This window comes from Porphyromonas sp. KLE 1280, assembly GCF_000700805.1.
Classification (GTDB): domain Bacteria; phylum Bacteroidota; class Bacteroidia; order Bacteroidales; family Porphyromonadaceae; genus Porphyromonas; species Porphyromonas pasteri.
The window spans coordinates 344,932-365,175 of sequence record NZ_KL362963.1 but is presented as its reverse complement, the minus strand read 5'-3'; the positions used below and the strand labels follow the sequence as shown (position 1 = coordinate 365,175).

Annotated in this window: 15 protein-coding genes and 1 other RNA gene; 8 read left to right on the top strand and 8 right to left on the bottom strand. The window is 56.6% G+C overall.

Annotated elements, in window-relative coordinates; genetic code table 11:
- The first annotated feature begins 121 nt into the window (after positions 1 to 121).
- The 6 genes from HMPREF1121_RS05140 to HMPREF1121_RS05115 all read left to right on the top strand — a co-directional run bounded on the left by HMPREF1121_RS05140 (position 122) and on the right by HMPREF1121_RS05115 (position 8,600).
- Positions 122 to 3,592, top strand: coding sequence for a SusC/RagA family TonB-linked outer membrane protein (locus HMPREF1121_RS05140; protein ID WP_052353604.1), 3,471 nt, complete (start codon positions 122 to 124; stop codon positions 3,590 to 3,592).
- On the top strand, positions 3,592 to 5,139 hold the full coding sequence (locus HMPREF1121_RS05135; RefSeq protein WP_044115097.1) for a RagB/SusD family nutrient uptake outer membrane protein: 1,548 nt from the start codon (positions 3,592 to 3,594) through the stop codon (positions 5,137 to 5,139). Before HMPREF1121_RS05140 ends, HMPREF1121_RS05135 begins: the two co-directional genes overlap by 1 nt.
- A gap of 22 nt (positions 5,140 to 5,161) precedes the next feature.
- Positions 5,162 to 5,869: a hypothetical protein gene (locus HMPREF1121_RS05130; RefSeq protein ID WP_009432668.1), complete on the top strand. Its 708-nt coding sequence runs from the start codon at positions 5,162 to 5,164 to the stop codon at positions 5,867 to 5,869.
- A gap of 14 nt (positions 5,870 to 5,883) precedes the next feature.
- Positions 5,884 to 6,345, top strand: a complete 462-nt coding sequence (locus HMPREF1121_RS05125) for a hypothetical protein (RefSeq protein WP_044115096.1) — start codon at positions 5,884 to 5,886, stop codon at positions 6,343 to 6,345.
- A 12-nt stretch (positions 6,346 to 6,357) separates the two neighbouring features.
- A complete protein-coding gene (locus HMPREF1121_RS05120) occupies positions 6,358 to 7,671 on the top strand; it encodes a thioredoxin family protein (RefSeq protein WP_044115095.1) in 1,314 nt (437 codons plus the stop codon).
- Between the two features lie 266 nt (positions 7,672 to 7,937).
- Complete coding sequence (locus HMPREF1121_RS05115) at positions 7,938 to 8,600, top strand: M15 family metallopeptidase (RefSeq protein WP_044115094.1); 663 nt, start codon at positions 7,938 to 7,940, stop codon at positions 8,598 to 8,600.
- A 25-nt stretch (positions 8,601 to 8,625) separates the two neighbouring features.
- Here HMPREF1121_RS05115 and HMPREF1121_RS08665 read toward each other — a convergent pair whose 3' ends face one another.
- The 3 genes from HMPREF1121_RS08665 to HMPREF1121_RS05100 all read right to left on the bottom strand — a co-directional run bounded on the left by HMPREF1121_RS08665 (position 8,626) and on the right by HMPREF1121_RS05100 (position 11,757).
- On the bottom strand, positions 8,626 to 10,365 hold the full coding sequence (locus tag HMPREF1121_RS08665) for a phosphoethanolamine transferase (protein ID WP_052353603.1): 1,740 nt from the start codon (positions 10,363 to 10,365) through the stop codon (positions 8,626 to 8,628).
- A 137-nt stretch (positions 10,366 to 10,502) separates the two neighbouring features.
- The gene (gene deoC, locus HMPREF1121_RS05105; RefSeq protein ID WP_044115093.1) at positions 10,503 to 11,378 is read right to left on the bottom strand and encodes a deoxyribose-phosphate aldolase; all 876 of its coding nucleotides are present in this window, start codon (positions 11,376 to 11,378) and stop codon (positions 10,503 to 10,505) included.
- A gap of 13 nt (positions 11,379 to 11,391) precedes the next feature.
- The gene (locus HMPREF1121_RS05100) at positions 11,392 to 11,757 is read right to left on the bottom strand and encodes a nucleotide pyrophosphohydrolase (RefSeq protein ID WP_044115092.1); all 366 of its coding nucleotides are present in this window, start codon (positions 11,755 to 11,757) and stop codon (positions 11,392 to 11,394) included.
- Between the two features lie 343 nt (positions 11,758 to 12,100).
- Between HMPREF1121_RS05100 and HMPREF1121_RS05095 the strand changes: the two genes are divergently transcribed.
- Positions 12,101 to 12,352: a hypothetical protein gene (locus HMPREF1121_RS05095; RefSeq protein WP_044115091.1), complete on the top strand. Its 252-nt coding sequence runs from the start codon at positions 12,101 to 12,103 to the stop codon at positions 12,350 to 12,352.
- A gap of 88 nt (positions 12,353 to 12,440) precedes the next feature.
- Here the strand turns inward: HMPREF1121_RS05095 and HMPREF1121_RS05090 are convergent, their stop codons facing one another.
- From HMPREF1121_RS05090 to HMPREF1121_RS05080, 3 genes are all read right to left on the bottom strand, one after another.
- Entirely contained in the window at positions 12,441 to 13,514 is a 1,074-nt protein-coding gene (locus tag HMPREF1121_RS05090) for an AAA family ATPase (RefSeq protein ID WP_044115090.1), read from the bottom strand.
- Between the two features lie 96 nt (positions 13,515 to 13,610).
- On the bottom strand, positions 13,611 to 14,489 hold the full coding sequence (locus tag HMPREF1121_RS05085) for a DNA adenine methylase (protein ID WP_044115089.1): 879 nt from the start codon (positions 14,487 to 14,489) through the stop codon (positions 13,611 to 13,613).
- A gap of 4 nt (positions 14,490 to 14,493) precedes the next feature.
- Complete coding sequence (locus tag HMPREF1121_RS05080; RefSeq protein WP_044115088.1) at positions 14,494 to 15,858, bottom strand: hypothetical protein; 1,365 nt, start codon at positions 15,856 to 15,858, stop codon at positions 14,494 to 14,496.
- 567 nt (positions 15,859 to 16,425) lie between these two features.
- On the opposite strand from HMPREF1121_RS05080, the gene HMPREF1121_RS05075 reads away from it, so the two are divergent.
- On the top strand, positions 16,426 to 17,046 hold the full coding sequence (locus HMPREF1121_RS05075; protein WP_044115086.1) for an HU family DNA-binding protein: 621 nt from the start codon (positions 16,426 to 16,428) through the stop codon (positions 17,044 to 17,046).
- A 15-nt stretch (positions 17,047 to 17,061) separates the two neighbouring features.
- On the opposite strand, the gene HMPREF1121_RS05070 is transcribed toward HMPREF1121_RS05075, so the two are convergent.
- Positions 17,062 to 19,677 carry a glycoside hydrolase family 2 protein gene (locus tag HMPREF1121_RS05070; RefSeq protein WP_052353602.1) on the bottom strand — a complete coding sequence of 872 codons (2,616 nt, stop codon included), beginning with the start codon at positions 19,675 to 19,677 and terminating at the stop codon, positions 17,062 to 17,064.
- A 130-nt stretch (positions 19,678 to 19,807) separates the two neighbouring features.
- Positions 19,808 to 20,217: a transfer-messenger RNA gene (gene ssrA, locus HMPREF1121_RS08745) on the bottom strand.
- Between the last annotated feature and the right edge of the window lie 27 nt (positions 20,218 to 20,244).

Here is a 20,244-nt window from a genome sequence, read left to right as displayed (position 1 = left end):
AGTAGACTCTCAGGGCCCTCTCTCACGGACTCTGAGAGTCGCTGCGTCAGCACCACACACCGCAGCGCCTCTGATATATCCCTACACCTCGATAGATAAGTCATACCTATACCTATCCTCCATGCGACAACCATTAAGAATACGCCGGCGTCTGGCCCTCGGGCTTTGCCTGTGCGCGCTGGGACTCTCCACCCCCACTGAGGGCTGGAGCCAGACCCCTGCGACGCCGACCGTCTCGGTCTCCTTCAAAGACAAGGACATCGCCTCTATCCTCGACTTCATCGCCCAGAACTCAGGCTACAAGATTGAGTACGAGCCTGAGCTTCGTACCGCAGGCTACAAAGCCACCGTATCCTTCGACGAGGTAACTCCCGAGAAGGCGGTCGAAGGCCTGCTCAAGGGCACTCCATTCATCTATGCCGTCGATGGCAAGACCATCCGTATCTTCCGCCCCCAGCAGCAGGCTACCGCTAAGGGCCAAGTCACAGGGGTCGTCAAGGACTCTCGTGGCGAAGGCATCATCGGCGCCAGCGTCCGCATCAAGGGCACGAAGCTCGGCGCCCAGACGGGCATCGATGGCGCCTTCACCATCAATACCGACAAAGCCTCTGGCGAGCTCCAGATAAGCTACGTCGGCTACTACGACAATAGCGCCACCTTCACCGCAGGACAGCCCGTGACGGTCGTCCTGAAGGAGAACGTCAAGTCCCTCGACGGTGTCACCGTCATCGCCTACGGCCGACGCAATACGCAGGAGCTCGTCGGGGCTGTCAGCTCCATCAAGGCTGACCAGCTCAAGGACGCTCCCGCACCCAGCCTCCAGTCCCTCCTGCAGGGCCAGATGTCGGGTCTGTCGGTGACGAACCAGTCGGGCTCACCTGGTGGTGGCGGTACGCGTATCAACATCCGCGGTATCAGTTCGCTCAACGACCAGGGGATCAACGACGGCTCACCTCTCTTCGTCGTCGACGGAGTACCTCTCTCGAAGGTCTCTGCTGAGTCTACCGGTGGTATCAACGCCTTAGCTGGTCTTGACCCCTCGACCATCGAGTCGGTCGAAGTGCTGAAGGATGCTGCCTCCGCTTCGCTCTACGGCTCCCGCTCGGGTAACGGTGTCGTGCTCATCACGACGAAGAAGGGTAAGTCGGGCAAGGCAGAGTTCGGTCTGAACTTCTCGCAGTCCGTCTCCTTCCTCCCCTCCACGCCTCTGCAGATGCGTGGTCACGGTGAGCGCCGTGTGCACAACATCCTCGCACAGCACCAGCGTATCGGTCACAACAACTATAAGACCAACCGCTACATCCTCCCCCGCCGCTACGGAGAATCCTACGGCTGGGAACCTACCCTCGACGGGGCTTACGACTACTTCTGGGGTAACGGGAATGTACTGACGAAGGACAACCAGCCCCCCGCCTCCGCACAGGACTCGCTGAATACCTTCTATAACAATGACACGAACTGGTGGAAGTACATCTTCCAAGTAGGCCGCGTGACCTCGGGTGACTTCTATGCCTCTGGGGGTAACGACAACGTGCGCTACCTCGTCAGCACGGGTCTCTATGACGAGCGCGGTATCCAGATCAACTCGGGCTTCAAGCGCCTCAGCTTCCTCTCGAACCTTGACCTGCGCCTCACGCCTAAGGTCAATGCCTTCACGCGCCTCAACCTTGCTTACAACAAACAGCAAGCTATCAGCGGCTCCAACATCCAGGGGCTCGATGTCGACCCTAAGGAAACGCCCACGGTCTACCCAGGTCGTGGCTCTATCGCTGAGCAGCTCACCCTACAGAAGATCCGTGATGTACGTGCCCGCAACGGGATGTTCAACGCCCGCCTCTCCGTCGGTATCGACTACAGCCCCATCGCGGGGCTGAAGTTCGCCACCTCCGCTTCGGGTGACGCGTACTTCTCTAACAACCACGTCTTCCGCCCCTCCTACCTCAACAGCAACAACCTCTCCTCCGTCGAAGCCTCTCGCTCGATGGTCGCCATGATCCAGTGGGAAAACATCCTCTCCTACCGCTTCAACCTGCGTGACCGTCACAACTTCGACCTCATGGCAGGGATGACCACGACCTACGACCTGATGGAGAACATCAAGGGTAAGGCTGCTGGTGGTCCTACCAACAAGATCTATGAGATCGGTGATGGCTGGCCACAGGCTCGCAATGTAGAGGGTCGTGACGAATACCTCCAGCGCGTGACGACCGACCGTCAGGAGCAGATCATGCTCAGCTACCTCGGTCGTGTCGCCTACAACTTCGACAAGCGCTACATGCTCGAGGCTTCACTCCGCTACGACGGCTCGTCGGTCTTCGGCCGTGACGTCCGCTGGGCAGCCTTCCCCTCTATCGGTGCTGCATGGGCCTTCTCCAAGGAGCAGTTCATGAAGGACTTCTGGTTCCTCAGCTTCGGTAAGATCCGTGCCTCATGGGGTAAGAGCGGTCAGAAGTTCCAGGAAGCCTACCTCGCCCACGGTCTGATGGAAGAGTCGAACTCCTTCCTCGGTCAGCCCGGTCTCCAGCCCAGCGCTATGGCCAATAGCCACCTGACGTGGGAGAAGAGCGACCAGTATGACCTCGGTCTTGACCTCGACCTCTTCAACTACCGCTTCAAGGTCAAGGTAGACTACTACTACAAGCACTCCTATGACCTCCTGATGCAGGTGCCCACCCCAGGTAACTTCTTCATCTCGAAGACAACCTGGACGAACGCTTCGGCTATCTCCAACGAAGGTCTTGAGCTGGACCTCTCGGCTGACCTCATGCGCCGCAAGGACTTCTCTTGGAACCTCCGCTTCAATATCGCTCGCAACTGGAACCGCTTCCTCGCCTCTTACGACGGCAAGGATCTCGGCGATAAGGTACTCGGCCGCCCCATCTATGGTATCTACACCTACAAGGATGAAGGCCTTGTACAGGACGAGTCGGCTATCCCCTACTACTACGACCAGACGGGTCTGCGTGTACCCCTCTCCTTCGGTTCGCTCGCTTACCCACTGCGTGTCGGTGGTCGTAAGATCAAGGACCAGAACGGCGACGGCTACATTAACAGCGAAGACATCTACTACGCTGGTAGCGCACTGCCCAAGGCCTACGGGGGTATCACGAATACCTTCACCTACAAGCGTCTCGCTCTGAATGTGCTGCTGACCTATACGATCGACCAGCGCATGATGAACATGGTGAAGAACGGTGCCTTCCTCTTCAATAAGAAGTTCGGCGTCGTGATGAACGACTTCTCCCGCGCCACCTTCTGGCAGAATCCTGGCGACAAGACCGAGTACCCCTCACTCGAGTTCGCTGATGACGGCTACACGGGTCAGTTCGATGGCGACATCGATACCAACATCGAGCGTGTGAGCTACCTCCGCCTCAAGCAGCTGAGCCTCTCCTACTCTCTCCCCGAAACGTGGACGAAGCGCCTCCGCATGAAGGATGTGCGTATCTACTTCGCTGGTGAGAACCTCCTCCTCTTGACGAACTACTCTGGGCTTGACCCCGAGATCGTCGACCCTGCTACGGGTAAGGACACGGGCCGTATGTACCCCCTCAATCGCAAGCTTACGCTTGGTCTCAATCTGAAGTTCTAATGAAACGCTATATCCTTCCCGCCCTGGCGCTCACGCTCCTGGCTTCCTCCTGTAAGCTGGACCTGACGCCCGAGAATGCCATCACTTATAGCAATGCATTCTCCACAGAGGCTGAGCTCAACACGACGACGACCACCATCCACTTCTACCTCGACAACTGCATGGACGCCTTCACGCCTCTGACGAAGGTCGGCCTCCTTGCGGACGAGACGCAGGATGATGGGCAGCTCCGCGAGGGTAATCCTCGTAGTATCATCCAGGCTTCCGCCGACTGGGAATACGTCTATCGTATGATCTTCGAGGCAAACCTCCTGCTGGATAATATCGACAAGACCGAAGGCCTCTCCGAAGAGCGCTACGCCTACCACGCAGGTCAGGCACACTTCGCTCTCGGCTTCGGCTACTTCATGCTCTCCCGTGCCTATGGTCAGGCAGTCATCACGGAGAACGCTAAGGAGCTGAAGACCTACGGTCTCTCTACGCAGCAGCAGGTCGTCGACGCAGGTATCGAGCATGCCCTCAAGGCCTTCGAGCTCCTGCCTACCTACGACAAGCTCCGCACGACTTCTGGTAACGTACCCGCCTCCAAGCAGTACGGCAGCAAGGGGAATAGCGCCACGCTCCTAGCACACCTCTATGCCTGGAAGGGGAGCATGGCCGAGCTCTACGGCGAGTCTTCGGTAGACGCTACTGAGGCCTACCGCAAGAGCGTCGAGTATGCCTCTAAGGTCATCAACGGCGAGGTCGGCACCTACAGCCTCGTCTCGACCCCCGAGGAACTATGTCAGCTCCTCTCTGACCCCAGTGCTACGAACCCCGAGGAGATCTTCTCCCTCGTCTACGATAAGAGCCGTGGCAATGAGTCAACCTCTAAGAACGAAGTCGCCAACCTCTTCGCTACGTGGCCTGTCAATACCACGCTCACCGAGGGGGACCTGGCACAGGCTTCCTTCCGCCTGAAGAAGTCCACCATCCAGAAGCTCTATCCCGACGCGAATGACGCGCGCCGTACGGCCTTCTTCTATGAGTTCAATACCGACCACACGGTCTCTGGCGTGAGCTACGCTGTGCCCTACAAGTTCCGCAACGCAGTCTTCGCTATCGACCAGAGCGCTGAGTCTGGCAAGAGCTTCCTCAGCATCAATGCCAACTACGTCTACTGGCGTCTGGCAGATGTCTACCTGCTTCGTGCCGAGTGTGCGAATAAGCTGGGTGACACCTCCACGGCGATCTCGGACCTCAATAAGATCCGCTCACGTGCTGGTGCGAAGACCTACCCTGCCTCGGGTGAGAGTGACCTGAAGAAGGCCATCTTCCGTGAGCGCGAGCGTGAGTTCATCCTCGAGAACGATAGCCGCTACTACGATATCCTGCGCAACGGCTACGTCAAGACTGAGCTCACGGGTAAGTTCCCCACGCTCTCCACGGCGGATATCGCTGGTGGTGCCCTCTGCCTGCCTATCCCATCGAGCGCCCAGCGCGACAAGGATGGTAAGGTCATCAACGGCCTCATCCTGCAGCGTCCCTACTGGTTCCGCTACATGTAGTACCCTCTAAGATCTATCCGTTATGCGTACGATCAAGCATCCAATATATCTGCTCGCACTACTCGTCCTCAGCCTCTTCTCCTCGTGTACGAAGTATGACTTCGTCGAGACGGGCAAGGCTACGTCCTACCACGACACGACGATGTGGGAGTACTTCCAGACTGATAGCTACAACTGGAGCTACCTCGTCTATATGACCAAGCGTGCTGGCCTCGAAGATCTCTTCCAGGGGACGAACACGCAGTATGGCCCGAACATCACCTTCCTCGGGATCACGAACCACAGCATCCGCCGCTACCTCTACCGCACCTATGGTATCAATGAGGACGGCACCTCTCCCGCTGATGCCGTCGATCCCAGCACGCTCACCGACGAGGAGACGATGAAGCTCATCGACCGTATGAGCGTGGCCACATGCCGCAGCATCATCCTCGACTGCGTCATCCCACAGGAGAAGCTCCTCCTCGAGGACTTCCCCGCAGGGCGTAAGGCCGCCGACGGGAGCACCATCGGTACGGGTGGTAAGACCTACACGATGGCCTCGGGCAAGCAGCTCTGGCTCTACACCTTCCGCGACACCTACGCAGGGGTAGCGGGCTCAGGGGCGAACCGCCTGCACATCGTCTCCCCCACGACCAGCATCTCGCGTGATATCGCTTCGCACGATATCCAGACACGTACGGGCGTCGTCCACTCGCTCCAGTACGACTTCACGCCTACGGACTTCTAAATACATCTCATCCGATGACTGCAAGATCTATATATAGCCTGCTCCTCGTGATCCTCGCCCTTGCGCTGCCCTCTTGCCGCAAGATGGCCGTGGGCTACCTCGATGCGACGCACGCCACATTCTCCGCTAAGGAACTGAACGTCTACCGCACGGTCGACGATGACAATCCCCATAGCTTGACCCAGACCTATCCCGCCCCCTGGACCTCCCAGCGTATCCAGGGTGTCTCGGGCACGAACCCCGTGAACTATGAGTTCCTCAGCGTCGATGTCGCTGATGGGGGCGATGCCGAGAAGTTCGCTGCCGCTGTCAAGGAAGGTACGATCACCGTCAATGGTGGTACCATCAACCTCTTCCCCGCTGCGGTGCAGAACCTCCCCAATGGGCGCTATACCGTCAATCTACGGGTCTACAACGAAGGCTACAGCCGTGAGCTCCGTGGCCTCTTCACCTTCATTATCCAAGACGCTGCCTAATACACGCTCCCTATGAGATACCTCAAGTATGTGACCTCTCTGGTCGTAGCACTCCTCGCTTTCTCCTTCGTCTCAGCTCAGGAGGCGGGCATACGCTTCTTCAAAGGGACTTTCGCCGAAGCCCTCGCTGAAGCTCAGCGCCAGAATAAGCCCCTCTTCGTAGACTTCTACGCTACCTGGTGTGTACCCTGTAAGAAGATGGAGAAGACCATCTTCACGCAGCCCGAGGTCGGGAAATTCTTCAACGAGAAGTTCGTCAACCTCCAGATGGATGCCGAGGCTCCCGAGAACGTCGAGATCGCTAAGAAGTACAAGGTCGAGGCCTTCCCCACCCTCGGGATCATCGCTCCCGACGGCAAGGCTATCCAGATCAACGTCGGCTTCATGAAGGCCGAAGAGCTGCTCGAGATGGGTAAGACCGCTATCGGTGAGGTCAAGGGCTTCGAAGAGCTCTATAAGGAGCACCGCGCACAGCCCAACGATCTGAAGATCCAGCAGGAGCTACTGACCATCGCCCCACGCTTCCTCACCACGCAGGACGGCATGGACGCTGAGAAGTGGGTCGTACGTGTCCGCAAGCTCTACAAGGACTACCTCGCGAAGAAGATGGCTGACAACAGCCTCATCAACAAGAAGGACTACCTGATCATCAGCAACCTCGGTGGTGATGACGCTGACGAAGTAGCACGTGTCGTCGAGTACATCAACTCCAACCTCGACGCATGGATCGCTGCTGTCGGCGAGCCCGCTGCCTACTACGTCATCGAGAAGAACGATGAGCGCATGCTCGACCTCGTCAAGAAGGGCGACGAGTCCTACAAGACGTACCTCGAGAAGATCCGCACGGACTACAAGAAGGCCTACGACGTGATCAAGTTCAAGACCGTCACGCCCTACCAGAAGTCCGTCGACTACTACGGTGCGCTCTTCGCTATCTACAAGAATAAGGACGTACCCCAGTACATCAAGCTCATGTCCAGCTACCTCAATGGCCTCGGCGAAGACGCCAACGCTGCTGACTACGGTATCGCTGCTCAGTCCCTCTACAACGCTGCTGGCAAGAAGCTCACGGCCGCTGACCACAAGCAGGCTATCGCTTGGCTCCAGAAGGCTATCCCCAACGAAACGACCCTGATGAATAAGATCAACTTCCTCGTCATGGTCGGGGACTCCTACCGTGAGCTGAAGGACTACAAGCAGGCACGTGAGTACTACAACCAGGCTTATGGCGAATCACTCCAGATGGGTGCTGCTGAGCAGGCCCAGCAGATGATCCAGGCCTCGGTCGTCTACAAGCTCTCTACCCTCGAGCTCCTCGAGAAGTAAGCCACACCTGACGACTACATCATAGGGGAAGCCCCGAGAGTCCGCTCGTGACTCTCGGGGCTTCCTCTTATCTTTGCACCCGACGCCCGCCCTGCGCTCGGCACTATAAAGTAGCATCACGCAGGGGAGGGCATCCCGACCTATATTGGTCACTGAGTCGACCTATATAGGTCACCTATATGTACCTATATTGGTCCGTGAAGCAACCTATATAGGTCGACTCAGTGACCAATATAGGTTCGCATCACCCCCTCATAGACTTAGCAATGTATCGCCTCCTACTCGCCCTCTTCCTCCTCACTACGACGAGCCTCTCGGCTCGCAACCTCGACTCCCTTATGCAGGCCTATGGCCTCGTCGAGGTCACCAGCCTCGCTCCCCGCATCCGTGTCGAGCTGAAGTACGCCACGCGCGACAACTTCATCGGGGCGAATATGTACGGCTCGCTACGCAAGGCTTACCTCCACCCCAACCTCGCCCGTGCGCTGGCTCGTGCCCAGCAGGCTCTCGAGCACGAGAAGCCCGGCTATGCCTTCCTCATCTATGATGCCGCACGCCCGCAGAGCGTACAGCGCCGTATGTATCAGGCCGTGGCAGGCACACCGAAGAAGATCTACGTCGCCGCCCCCGAGCGTGGTGGACGCCACAACTACGGCGTGGCGGTAGACCTCACCATCGTCGATGCCGCAGGCAAACCGCTGGATATGGGAAGCCCCTTCGATCACTTCGGTGAGGAGGCTCACCTCGGAGATGAAGGGGCTTTAGTGAAGAAGGGCGTCTTTGCCCCAGAGGTCCCTACGAACAGGGCGTTGATGAAGCGACTCTTAGGTGCCGAGGGCCTGCGCCCTTATGACAAGGAGTGGTGGCACTATCAGGAGCGTATGTCGATGCCGGAGGTGCGTAAGCGCTACCGCCTCTTAGACTTCTAAGGGCACGCACCCACTCGCTCACGACTTAGAACTCACGCATCTGCCCGTCGTATGCCTGCACCAGGCGTCGGCGGGCATTGTCGTACTCGCTGGAGAAGAAGTCCTGACGTGCGTTGTAGTACTTCGTCTTGACGCCCAGGAGACCGCAGATAGAGTTCGCCAAGAGGTCGGTCATGATCTTGCGACCCTTCGCCGCTACGATCTGCTCGTAGATCTCGGGGTGCTCCTTGCGCAGCGCAGGCGAAGCGTACACCATAAGCGGGATCATCAGCCCCGCCTGCGATACCTCATGCTCGTAGTAGTCGGGGCGCTCGGGATTCTCGAAGACGGCCTGCCCGTGGTCGGAGAGGTAGATGACGATGGCGGGCGTCTGGCTGTAGCGCTGGAAGATCTGCGAGACGACCTGATCGTTGTAGTGGATCGAGTTCACATAGTCGCAGATGATGCCACGGCGCTTAGCATCGGTGGGGGTAGGCTTCCCGTTGGGGAGCGTCTTCGGAAGCTGGTCTACGGTGAAGGGCGCCTTCTCGTGGATGTAGCGATCGGAATAGGGGGTATGCGAGCCCATCAGGTGCACGACCTCAAAGAGATCCTTCCCTGCGGGAGTCTTCGTGCGGTCAAAGAGGAGCGGGAGGATATCGCTATCGGGAGAAGCGTTCCAGTCACCAGCCGTGCGGATACGGACGAAGCGTGTGCTATCGGACGTAGAGGCGAGCGTGGGGATGGGTTGGATACCCGTGCCCTGCTTCTCCTGATTGCTGACCCAGTAGGTATAGTAGCCTGCCTTGGAGAGCACGAGGGGCAGTGCGGGGTACTTGTACCACTCTTTCTCAGGACCCTCGAGGGTGTAGAAGCTCATGCTCTGTGAGATCGAGCCCGTCGTCCAGGCTGCCGAAGAGATGGCATCGGAGAAGAGGACGAGGTCGCCCGTCCTGACAAGGGAGTCCTGCTTAGGAGTATTCTCCAGTGGATAGCCGTAGCAGTGCATATAGTTGCGGCGCATGGATTCGCCGAGGACGACCACGACGGTGACGCCCTTCATATCACGTGTATGCTCGATGGCACCCACATCGAAGTTGCGTGCATTCGCGCTGTACTTGGCCAGTAGCTCCGCATCGGCGATACAGCTCGTTGTACCGATGTAGATACGCTCGACGGGCGCCATGTAGAGGTAGCTCATCGTGGAGAGTTGCGCCGGACGCACGACAAAGCACGAGATAGGCAGCGTCACGAGCATCCCACAGAAGAGGAGACCACGGCGTAGCGACGTACCCACTTCCTTCCCCCAGCGGCGTGTGAGCGCATAGGTGAGTGTGAAGAGCACGAGAAGCACAAGGAGCGGGAGGAGGAAGACCTTATAGTTGAGGTTCTCCAAGAAGGCTGAGGCCTCCCCTGGGTTGGTCGCCAGGATATTCAGCGCGATGCTGTCAGTATAGAGCGAGCTATAGGAGAAGACGAGGAAGGACTCGAAGAGGAGCAGGTAGCTATAGGCGAAGATCGTGAGGCCCTGCAGCACCTTCCTCAGCCAGCGATAGGGGAAGAGCGCGATGATTAGCGTGGGGATAGAGGCCCAGGTAGCAAGGCTCAGCGTCTGGTAGATGACCTCTCCGAAGTAAGGCCAGCGCCCTTGCCCCACGTAGTAATCTCCCGCAGCCCATATCTGGAGCAGGAAGAGTAGAAGCGCAAAGAAGCGCAGGCTATAGAGGCGCTGCAGGTAGCGCCCAAGGAATGAGCCCTCGGAGGAGGAGGAGGTATTGAATGCCATAAGTGGTGGGATTGTCAAATGCTTATCGGTAGGCAAACGTACAAAAAATGCCCTACATAGCACGACAGGCTACCCCCTCCGCAGGGTGCGGAGCAGGGGTAGCCTGTGTGCAATATTAGAGGTAATGATAGCGGAGCTTAGCCGAGGATCTCCTGCTGGAGACTCCCCACGAGGCTACTTGCCCCGATGCGGAAGAGGCGGTTGTCCAGCCATTCCTCCCCGAGGATAGCCTCGACGAGGCAGTAGTACTTCACAGCTTCTTCGGCTGAGCGAATACCGCCGCTGAACTTCACGCCACGCACTTCGCCGTACTTCTCACGGTACTCACGCAGCACCGAGCAGAGGATGTAGGCAGCTCGCAGGTCGGCGCCAGGGAACTCCTTCCCCGTCGACGTCTTGAGGAAGTCAGCTCCAGAGAAGAGTGCGAGGATGCTGGCACGACGGATCAGCTCGGGATCACGCAGAGCACCCGTCTCGAGGATGACCTTGAGGTGTGCGCCACGAGCCGTAGCCTTCTGCTCCTCGATCTCGGTAGAAGCCTCAAGGTAGTCACCAGCGAGGAAGGCGCCGAGGTTGAGGACGATGTCGATCTCGTCAGCACCAGCAGCGATAGCCAGCGCCGTCTCGGCGATCTTCACCTCAGGGAAGCTCTGCGAAGCAGGGAAGCAGCCACTGACGCAAGCCACTTGCACGCCTTCGGCAGTGAGGATCTCACGGACGGTCTTGACGAAGTTCGGATAGACGCAGATCGCTGCGACGGAGGGGACGTCCTCCGTGCCCTCGAAGTCATTGACAGAGGCGACGAGCTGAGCGACCTTCTCCTCGGTATCGGTACCAGAGAGCGTCGTCAGGTCGATCGTCGAGTGGAGGAACTTCTTGACCTCACGGGTATTGTTCTTCTCGAAGCGCTCCTCGAGGATCTTAGCGATACGGCTGTCGAGCTCCTCGACAGTGAGAGCAGGGGCGAAAGCACCGAATGCCTCGGTGTACTTAGTTTGATTTGTTTCTGCCATCAGTATGTGGGTATTATGGTTGAGTCTCTGGGGGAGTGTCGGGGGCGAGCTTGGGATTGGTGCGGTGGCGCTCGCTGTCCCGCTGGGTCTTCTTCTCGATATTTGCCTTGAGGGCTGCCTCGAGGTCGACGCCCGTCTGGTTGGCTATGCAGAGGACGACCCACAGCACATCAGCGAGTTCGTCGCCGAGGTTATGGCCTTCGTCGCTCTTCTTGAAGCTCTGCTCGCCGTAGAGACGAGACATCAGGCGAGCCACTTCGCCGACCTCCTCGGTGAGGATAGCCATATTCGTCAGGGGTGCGAAGTAGCGCACACCATAGTTCTGTATCCATTCGTCGACGAGGCGCTGCGCCTCCCCGAGGGTAAGTTTGCTGTCCATTGGCTGGGAGAGAAGAGGGATAAATTCGGCTGGGGCTAAGGTCTCTTGGCCCACTCCAGCCTATACAAAGATACGCCAATACCAGTAGTCATCATAGCCTCCGTACGCCTCAGCTTGGGAGGGGAGCGTACTCTACCTTCGGGGACTTAGCTCCGCACGTGTGGGGGCTTGTCGAGAAAAATACTTGTACATTTGTTTAGCCAATGGGTAGAGACCCTGGCATTGCACAGAATACGGGAGCCTCACACACTCCCTACACCCGACAGACGCACGCTGCTGCAAGCACCAACGCCCGCCGTAATACCTCGCTATCGTGTACCCCAAACCAACCCTCCTCACGCTGATGGTGATCTTCACCCTCACGCTGCTGTCATTCTTCATCTCGCTCTCGATGCAGATGATGAATCAGCTCTTCTTGGGCCAGAGTATGGGGGTCGCCATCGCCGCAGTGATCCTGCCACTCGTCCTCTCCCTCATCCTCTCTCTCTTCGCCTGCCAGCAGTATGGTCAGTCTCGCTGGATCGTCGTCCCGACGACACTCCTTCTGACGCTCGCCCTGACGCTCTTCTTAGCGACCAGCCTCTACTGCTGCTAAGGCGCACCTCCTACCCATCTGATACCACATCGGCCCCGCGAGACACTCGTCTTGCGGGGCCGATGGCTTATGGGGAAGTAGCGAAGGACTACAAGCGTCCGTAGACGGGATCGCCTGTGACCTCCTTGATGACCTCAATGAAGGGAGGGAACTTCACCTCCTGATCCGGTGCGCACGAGATCTCGAGGACCTGGTAGTCGCGCTTGGGCTCGATGAAGTCGTCCACCTCGAAGTACTGCTTTGCCCAGACGAAGTTGCGACGGAGCTTATGCACCAGCACCTCGTCAGGCGAGGGGATGGAGTTGAGGTAAGAGATATATTCGTCGGGGCCGATCTGGCGCTCGGTGATGATGGACTGCGATTCGATGGGGCTCTTGCGCGTCATGAAGTACACGTAGTTGCCACGCAGACCGCGCTTACGGATGCGGACACTCGAGCCGTCCTCCATATCGATGTAGGCCTGATAGAGGTCGGTCTCTACGCCGAAGGGGATCTCACCGCGCACCTGCACGAGGAAGCGACGGCGGATATCGGTGAAGGTAGCGGGATCGTCGCCCAGCGTCTCATGGATGGCTTGCAGGACGTGGCGGATCTTCTCCTGGAAGTCCACATTGTTCTCCACGATATGCAGATGGGGATGTCCCGTCCAAGCCTTGAGGATGCGGGCATCAAGGTCACGTGCCTCCTCTACGGTCTCGTGGCGCGAAGCATTGTTCTCCAGCGTGTAGAATTCCTCCGCGCCTTGTGCTGCGGTGACCATGTGAATGACGGCGTCGTAGCGAGCATCACGCAGCTTGATCTCCGAGAGACCCAGCTCGTCGAGGAGGGCTTGCCACATCGTGCGCTCGATATAGTTCGAGATGTCCATCGTCCCTCTATCGGAGATGATGAGCACGGGGTGCGGAGCGGTATGTGCGAGCTCGAGGAAGGTATCCTCCATCTGCAGCTGGTACTTCATCACAGCCTTCTCGATGTTGTAGAAGTACTGACGGTCGGGCGTGCCAAAGTTGATCGACGCATTGCTAAAGAGCGTCGGCGTCTCGGGGAGTGCGTAGACGAGGTAACCGAGGTCACTAAAGTGCTCGATGATCTGCGCCAGGGCGGTGGTCTTACCTGCGCAAGGGCCACCGGTGAGGGCGATGCGGGTGATATTCTTATTCATCTGTAATCTTTTAGGGGGACAAAGCCGCACAAAGATACGCCTCTTCGGTGTAATCGGAAGGATCGCAGGCGAGCAAAGTGGCTCGCTTCGCCGAGCCTAAGACGGGACTTCCTTTGGTGCGATAGTCTGAGGGCTCTTGAGGTGTGCAAGAGAGCCATCTGCATGGAGAGGTGTACTAAGGACTATCACCTCTTCTCCCACCCTATTAGAGGTGCACTGAGATAGTTGGTAGCTAATCCTTGCATAGTTCTCATAGAGGTTGAGTATAAACTCATTGTTATCATACGACACTATCCAAGGCTTATTGATCGTACGGAGTGCATCCCTTAGTTTCACGTGATCCCGCTCCTGAAAGTAGTTCATATATAAAGAAGAGCCCTTCTTATAGTATGGCGGATCTAAATAAATGAAGATATCTTTCGCTTCTTCATTGAGCCTCTTTATGAATTCTACTCCGTCAAGATTGGAGATATGAATGTCGTCGGATCTTCGAGCGATACATTCAATTCGATCAATCAGAGCTTCCCGATTAAATCGCACATCCAGCTTGTACTTCCCTGCTTGAGCATGTCCACCAATTGGCCCTCCCTTGATGATCCCCGATACATTCGTCCGATTCAAGAAGAAGGTCGATTTTCCAAGCTCCAAGAGGTCTACTGTATCCTTGTGCTCTTGCACCTCGTGGAAGTATTTCCACTGAGCCATATCAATGCTTACATGACTGAGCCAATCGCAAAAGGTATCGGTCTCGTGAAGGATGCTATACCAGAAGGCATATATAGACCGATCCAGATCATTTAGATGAATCGAATCGACTGCATTCTCCACGAGAAGCCTCAAGGCCAAACCACCACCACCAGCATAAGGCTCCGCATAGCTAAAGTGCTGGAGCCTGTTTTCTTTGATAAGTGACGAGATAAACGGATGGATACAACTTTTCCCTCCAGGATATCTTAGCGGGGATATATGCCTCATCTAATTATTCCTTCCCATGAGAACACGATAGGATAGCTCCTACTAAAACTGACATTGCTATAGTTTGCTTGTAGTTACGCGCAGATTCATCATAAGTATGAGCGGAATCTTGTAATAAGCTGAGCAGTTGTTCGTGATTATGTGCAGCTTTGGGATCTACCTTCGACAAATTATGAGACAAGAATTTTCTCTCTTTCCCGCTGAGGCTTTTCCTTGCTTCTTTAAAGTATTCGGATAGATACTCAGCCAGCTTATTCATCCCGAGATCTTTCAGAGCCGTCTCACATAATAGCCTTAATGCCATTCGTGTCACCACATGCGCATTTACAGTGACTCCCTTCCTCTGAGACTTATTCTTTTCGCTCTTCTTTATACTTTTTGAGATGAGTAGATCTAACTCTTCAATCTCCTTATATAAGTTGTTAACAGAGCCCGATCTTAGGCATAAGACCTTCCCAAACAATGGAGTTTCATCCTCTTCTACTCTTCTTGTTCTCTTTTGGGGGACTGTTTTCTCTTCTCTCGCCCCCTCTTCGATGGGTGCAGGCTCTATTGGCACATATTTCTCCGTGTACACTCTTGGTTGATCCTTCTTACTTGAGCATAGCGCTTGACTCCTTTCGCTGAGCGAGCTCGGAAGCTTTCCAAGGGCAGGTCGCTTTCGGGTGGAGATGTCTCTCTCCTCAATCAACTTAAAAATATCTCTAAGAATACTTACTAGCTCCTCCCTCGTATAAGCACTCTTGATAGAATCACCTTCGACAGATATGCCTAAGCTTTCCAGGTGACCTTTTATGAAGACTTCTTCTTCGACAAATCGCTGATTGAGCATTTTACTCTTCTCAATGGCCCCATCTGTAAGTGAGTTGATCTGAAGGAGAATACTTGGACTTTCCCCCATATACCTCATTCTAAACAGCCCCTGCTGAATAGGCTTCCAGCTACCAGAATCAGCATGCTTTCTAATGATTAATTTCAGCGCCGTAGCTTCGGTACAAACATCACAGTATAGTTTCTTATCAACGTCAAAACCCTCAAGTTTTCTCCTTGCACTGCTGGGAAGCAACTTGAGATATTTTTCGTTATGCTTGATCATAGCTAGAATAACTCGACGATTGCCATCATATACGATCGGATGCCCGTCCTTCATCACGACTATGGGCAGATCACTAGAATCATACATCTCCCCCATAGTCTTAAGTAAAGACAAGAGCTTCCAACTTTTGTCGACATCCTCTATCGCCCTGCGAATGATTCTATCATTCTCTCTCCCAATTTTTCGATCGGGAAGTGGATCTCGGGGATTTTCTGACCAGAGGACTAACCTGGAGATGGATAGCTCTTTGACCTTTTGCTTGTCTGATTCCATAAGGGCAGGTAATTGAAGCGCTTAGATGAAGTATTTGTTTCGAACAAAGATACTTCAATTCTCTTTGTCATACTCGTTAATGGGCATCCTCTCTACACATTACCTATGATCATCTGCATTCGTATGGAGACTGATAGCGCTATGGAGTAGTAGCTCTTGGATAGAGCATTGATGCGTGGGTGCTCATTAGGGAAAATAAGGGGGAAGCTCTTCAAAATAAACCGTAAAGGAGAGGGCGAAAAGTTGGGAGAGCGCTGAGAAATAGCTTAGACCTCAGCCGTCGGCTTATGCGCCTTCGCTCGTCGGCGTGCGCAGTATCGTCCGAAGGCGAATAAGCCGACGAGCGAAGGCGTAATTTTTCTTCGGAGGGATCGTAGTTTTCTTGCGAAGAGTTATGTACTTTTGATCATGAAGAACGGGAGTTATTTCGCTCGCAAACGCCTTACACCATAAAGCATTAAGCCCCACCTCCTCAGCTGGGAAGTGGGGCATTCAACAGGCAAAGCACCTCGACGCAGAGCATTTCGCCCCGCCTTCATCAGGACATTACCTTCTAAAACACAGCGTATGGCAAAGTACATCATGAGAGAGCTGCCGAAGGCCTTCGGGCGTGGGAAGCGGCTTCATACCCCTCGCATCCTCATCGAGGGCACGACAAACCTTCGGGATCTGGCGGAGCAAATCGCGCGTGGCACGACCTTCGCCGCCGCCGAAGTCGAAGGAATGGTCGGCCTTCTTATCGACGCCATGAGCGACAGTATCGCCGCTGGCTATGCAGTCCGCATCGAAGGCCTCGGCTCCTTCCGCGCCAAGCTCGGCTATCGCAAGGACGTCACGCCCGAGATAGAAGCCGAAGAGCACCGCAACGCCGTGAGCCTTCGCGTCGCTGGGATAGCCTTCCGCCCCGACAAATCCTTCCTTCATGCCACGGGAGAAGCCTGCCGCCTGAGCCGACAGAAGCGCCAAGTCTACGCAAGCCCCCACACTGGGCAGAGCGAACGACTTGCCGCAGCGCAAGCCTTCCTGCGCGAGCACGGCGTCCTCCGCGTCAAAGAATACAAGCAACTCGTCTCGCTCTCCCACACAGCAGCCTCTGCCGAGCTGCGCTCCTTCGCCGAAGAGGGCCTGCTTGTGCGTCATGGCGCGCGGGCCCAACTCGTCTACACGCTTCCTCCGACAAAGGATTAAGCGGGGAAGTCCTCGCTACTCCGCCGTCGTGATGGAGCGGAGGGTGACGGTGGGAAGGGCTGTCGTCGTGCGGGCAGGGGCGTTCTGACGGCGCGTAGCACGCAGGCGGTAGCGACGACCTGGGAGGATGTCGAGGAAGTTGTCCGAGAGCTGCCAGCCCGTCTCTCCAAGGTCGATGTAAGCGTCCTTCAGGAGCGTCTTGCTCTGAATATCGATGAAGAGCGTACCAGCACGTCGGGTCGTCTTGATCGTGAAGTCCCCCGCCTTCGTGCGAGGTAGGCGCAGCTCCTTGGTGCGTGCAGCGTAGTCGGTAAGCTGGGTGATGAGCGCCTTCGTCCGTGCATCACGCAGCTCGTAGTGCACGAAGGCTCCCTTGCGCTCGGTATCACTTGTGAAGAGCTTCTCCATAGGAAGTGCGACCTCAAGGCGACCGACCTGGCGCGCTGGGAGCGTCTCGGGGGCGAAGGTATGACGTCTTACGAGGCGACCCGAGAAGTCACGCACCTCAGCGGTGAGGCTTACCTGACGCTGGCGAGGTAGCGGATCGTAGGTGAGTAGCATCTTGCCCCGTGCGGTGTCGGGGACGAGGATGATGGGCGCAAAGGCACGCTTCGCCTCGTACTGCAAGCCCTTCCACTCGCCATAGTAGTCGATGCTCGACCAGGAGACAGCGGGCCAAGCGTCATTGAGCTGCCAGTAAAGGCTACCCATACAGAAGGGCGCTGCGGCACGCTGAGCACGGATGCCAAGGGCAATACCACGCCCCTGCATCACCTGCGAGAGGTAGACGAAGTCCGCGAAGTCACGGGGCTCGGGATAGTCCTGACGGATGTAGTGGAGGATGACATCATTGCCGATACTGCTCTTCTGATGCGCCTTCATCACGTCACTCTCAAGGTCATAGTCCGTCTCAGGGCGGGCAAAGCGGCTGATGCTCGGGAGCATAGGGAAGGACTGCACACCAAATTCGCTCATGAAGCGGGGCATACGCTCACGCAGGATCTCGAAGGGCTGACGGCCGTACCATACGCCCCAGTAGTGGCTTTCGCCGAGACCCATCTCCTGTGGGCGCCCCCAGTTCACCGTGTCGGGACTACTCTCGATATAGGGACGCAGGGGATCTTCCTCACGCAGCGTCTCGGGGATGAGCTTGCAGAAGAGGGCTTCGTAGTCGCGCCAGAACTTCTCATACACCTCCTTCGGGTAGCGCTTCGCCCAGCCCCAGTACTTCAGCGCTTCACGGATCTCATTGTTGCCACACCACGTCGCCACCGAGGGGTGCTGACGCAGACGGCGGATGTTGTACACCAGCTCACTGTGGACATTCTTCAGGAAAGCACTATCGCCAGGATAGGCGGTGCAGGCGAACATAAAGTCCTGCCAGATGAGGATACCGCGTGCATCCGCTTCGTCGTAGAAGGCATCTTCCTCGTACGTCCCCCCACCCCAGACGCGGAGCATATTGAAGTGCGAGCCAGCGACGTCGTCGAAGAGCTGCTTGCGATCGGCCTTCGTGCGGGTCGGGAGAAGCAAGGTGCCAGGGATATAGTTCGCACCCTTAGCGAAGAGCGGCTGCCCATTGACACGGAAGAAGAAGCTCTGCCCGTCCTTATCCTTCTCTCGTACCAGCTCAATCGTTCGTAGCCCGACAGCGCACTGTGTCGCGTCAAGCACACGGCCACGCTCGCCTTCGAGGAGCTCGAAGCGTGCCTTATAGCGGTAGGGCTTCCCTAAGCTATTGGGCCACCACAGCTGGGGATTAGCCAGAGCGTGCAAGCCCCCACGCTCAGTCGGGGTGATGAAGTCGGCAAGGGGTGCCGTACGCTCGAAGACCAGTCGCCCCGTAGCGTCATAGAGGTGGTAGCTGAGGTGCGTCGCTTCGCTCCCTCGGACAGCACCCTCGGGGAGGCGCACCTCGATGGGCAGGCTTCGCTCGGGGTGATAGGTCACGACGGGGCGCTCAGCGAAGAAGGTCGCCCCACGCAGGAGCACTCGTACAGGGCGCCAGATGCCGATGGTGATCATGCGCTCGCCCCAGTCCCAGCCGTAGTGATAGGGTGCCTTGCGGGTGAAGACCGAGAGGTGCTTCTCCGCATGGTCGTTGTCCGCGGGATAGTTGATGCCCGCAGCTTCGTAGAGCGGTAGGGCAGCGGTGAGAGGAGAACGGAAGCGCACCTCCAGGCGGTTCGATGCCGTCACATACGGGCGGATATCGACTTCGTGCGCTACGAACATATTCTCCGCCTCGAGGATCTTCTGCCCATTGAGGTAGACCGAAGCGTAGGTATCCAGCCCCTCGAAGAGGAGGTGAATCGACGGACGCTGGAGCTGCTCGGGGCTGAGGGTGAAGGTGCAGGCATAGTCCCAGTCACGCTCACCGACCCACTGGATAGAGTCTTCGGCGAGGCGGTAATAGGGATCGGGGAGCTTGCCCAGACGGATGAGATCCTGCTGTACGACACCAGGCACCGTCGCAGGATGCACCTCGGAGCTGCCGTGCTCGCTGAAGGTCCAGCCACGGCTAAGGGTCAGCGTATCGGAGGGGAGGGCAAGGGCAGCAGTCTGAGTCATCATCAGGGTAAGGAGGACAAGGGCGCAGCTATAGAGCGCACGGTGTAGCGATCGGTTCATATACGTGGGGCACTTTGTGGGGCAAAGGATTAGTAAGAAGTGAGTGTACCTCCGACAAAGGTAGTCTATACAAAGAAATCAGGCGACAACGGGGCGGGTGCCACCATTGTCGCCTGATCGGATCCTTAATGAGTGGAGATGCGGGGGTTCGAACCCCGGTCCAAACATGGAACTAATCTGCTTTCTACATGTTTATCCTCACTTTAGATTTTCGTGCACCGCCCGCGGCTGAGGCTACCATAGGCAGTGCCTTATCCCTCTAAATACACTCCCAAGCCAAGGGCAAGCATTGGGCCAGTCTCCGATTTTCCGGCACCACTATGATCAAGTCGCCTCGGTGAGAACGGCTACCTGAGTGATGTCTCGTCACAACAGTCTGTCGTCGTGATGAAGCGTCGAACCTACTCTATTCGGTTACGCAGCGAGAGCGTAGTTATTTTCGCCAGTTGAATTTTTGCTCTGTGAGATTAGAGTGCTCACAAGCCTTGCACTACATGCTTACAGACCACTTCTTCATGCTGTCAAAGCCAGGTCATCCCCGTAAGGTCTGTACTGCAAAGATAGTGA

What these genes read in the sequence shown, in the direction of transcription:
- HMPREF1121_RS05075 (WP_044115086.1), top strand. Translation starts at nt 16,426, where the DNA reads ATGGCAAAGTACATCATGAGAGAGCTGCCGAAGGCCTTCGGGCGTGGG.
- HMPREF1121_RS05085 (WP_044115089.1), bottom strand. Translation starts at nt 14,489, where the DNA reads ATGAGGCATATATCCCCGCTAAGATATCCTGGAGGGAAAAGTTGTATC.
- deoC (WP_044115093.1), bottom strand. Translation starts at nt 11,378, where the DNA reads ATGGCAGAAACAAATCAAACTAAGTACACCGAGGCATTCGGTGCTTTC.
- HMPREF1121_RS05070 (WP_052353602.1), bottom strand. Translation starts at nt 19,677, where the DNA reads ATGAACCGATCGCTACACCGTGCGCTCTATAGCTGCGCCCTTGTCCTC.
- HMPREF1121_RS05125 (WP_044115096.1), top strand. Translation starts at nt 5,884, where the DNA reads ATGACTGCAAGATCTATATATAGCCTGCTCCTCGTGATCCTCGCCCTT.
- HMPREF1121_RS05090 (WP_044115090.1), bottom strand. Translation starts at nt 13,514, where the DNA reads ATGAATAAGAATATCACCCGCATCGCCCTCACCGGTGGCCCTTGCGCA.
- HMPREF1121_RS08665 (WP_052353603.1), bottom strand. Translation starts at nt 10,365, where the DNA reads ATGGCATTCAATACCTCCTCCTCCTCCGAGGGCTCATTCCTTGGGCGC.
- HMPREF1121_RS05130 (WP_009432668.1), top strand. Translation starts at nt 5,162, where the DNA reads ATGCGTACGATCAAGCATCCAATATATCTGCTCGCACTACTCGTCCTC.
- HMPREF1121_RS05095 (WP_044115091.1), top strand. Translation starts at nt 12,101, where the DNA reads ATGGTGATCTTCACCCTCACGCTGCTGTCATTCTTCATCTCGCTCTCG.
- HMPREF1121_RS05080 (WP_044115088.1), bottom strand. Translation starts at nt 15,858, where the DNA reads ATGGAATCAGACAAGCAAAAGGTCAAAGAGCTATCCATCTCCAGGTTA.
- HMPREF1121_RS05120 (WP_044115095.1), top strand. Translation starts at nt 6,358, where the DNA reads ATGAGATACCTCAAGTATGTGACCTCTCTGGTCGTAGCACTCCTCGCT.
- HMPREF1121_RS05135 (WP_044115097.1), top strand. Translation starts at nt 3,592, where the DNA reads ATGAAACGCTATATCCTTCCCGCCCTGGCGCTCACGCTCCTGGCTTCC.
- HMPREF1121_RS05140 (WP_052353604.1), top strand. Translation starts at nt 122, where the DNA reads ATGCGACAACCATTAAGAATACGCCGGCGTCTGGCCCTCGGGCTTTGC.
- HMPREF1121_RS05115 (WP_044115094.1), top strand. Translation starts at nt 7,938, where the DNA reads ATGTATCGCCTCCTACTCGCCCTCTTCCTCCTCACTACGACGAGCCTC.
- HMPREF1121_RS05100 (WP_044115092.1), bottom strand. Translation starts at nt 11,757, where the DNA reads ATGGACAGCAAACTTACCCTCGGGGAGGCGCAGCGCCTCGTCGACGAA.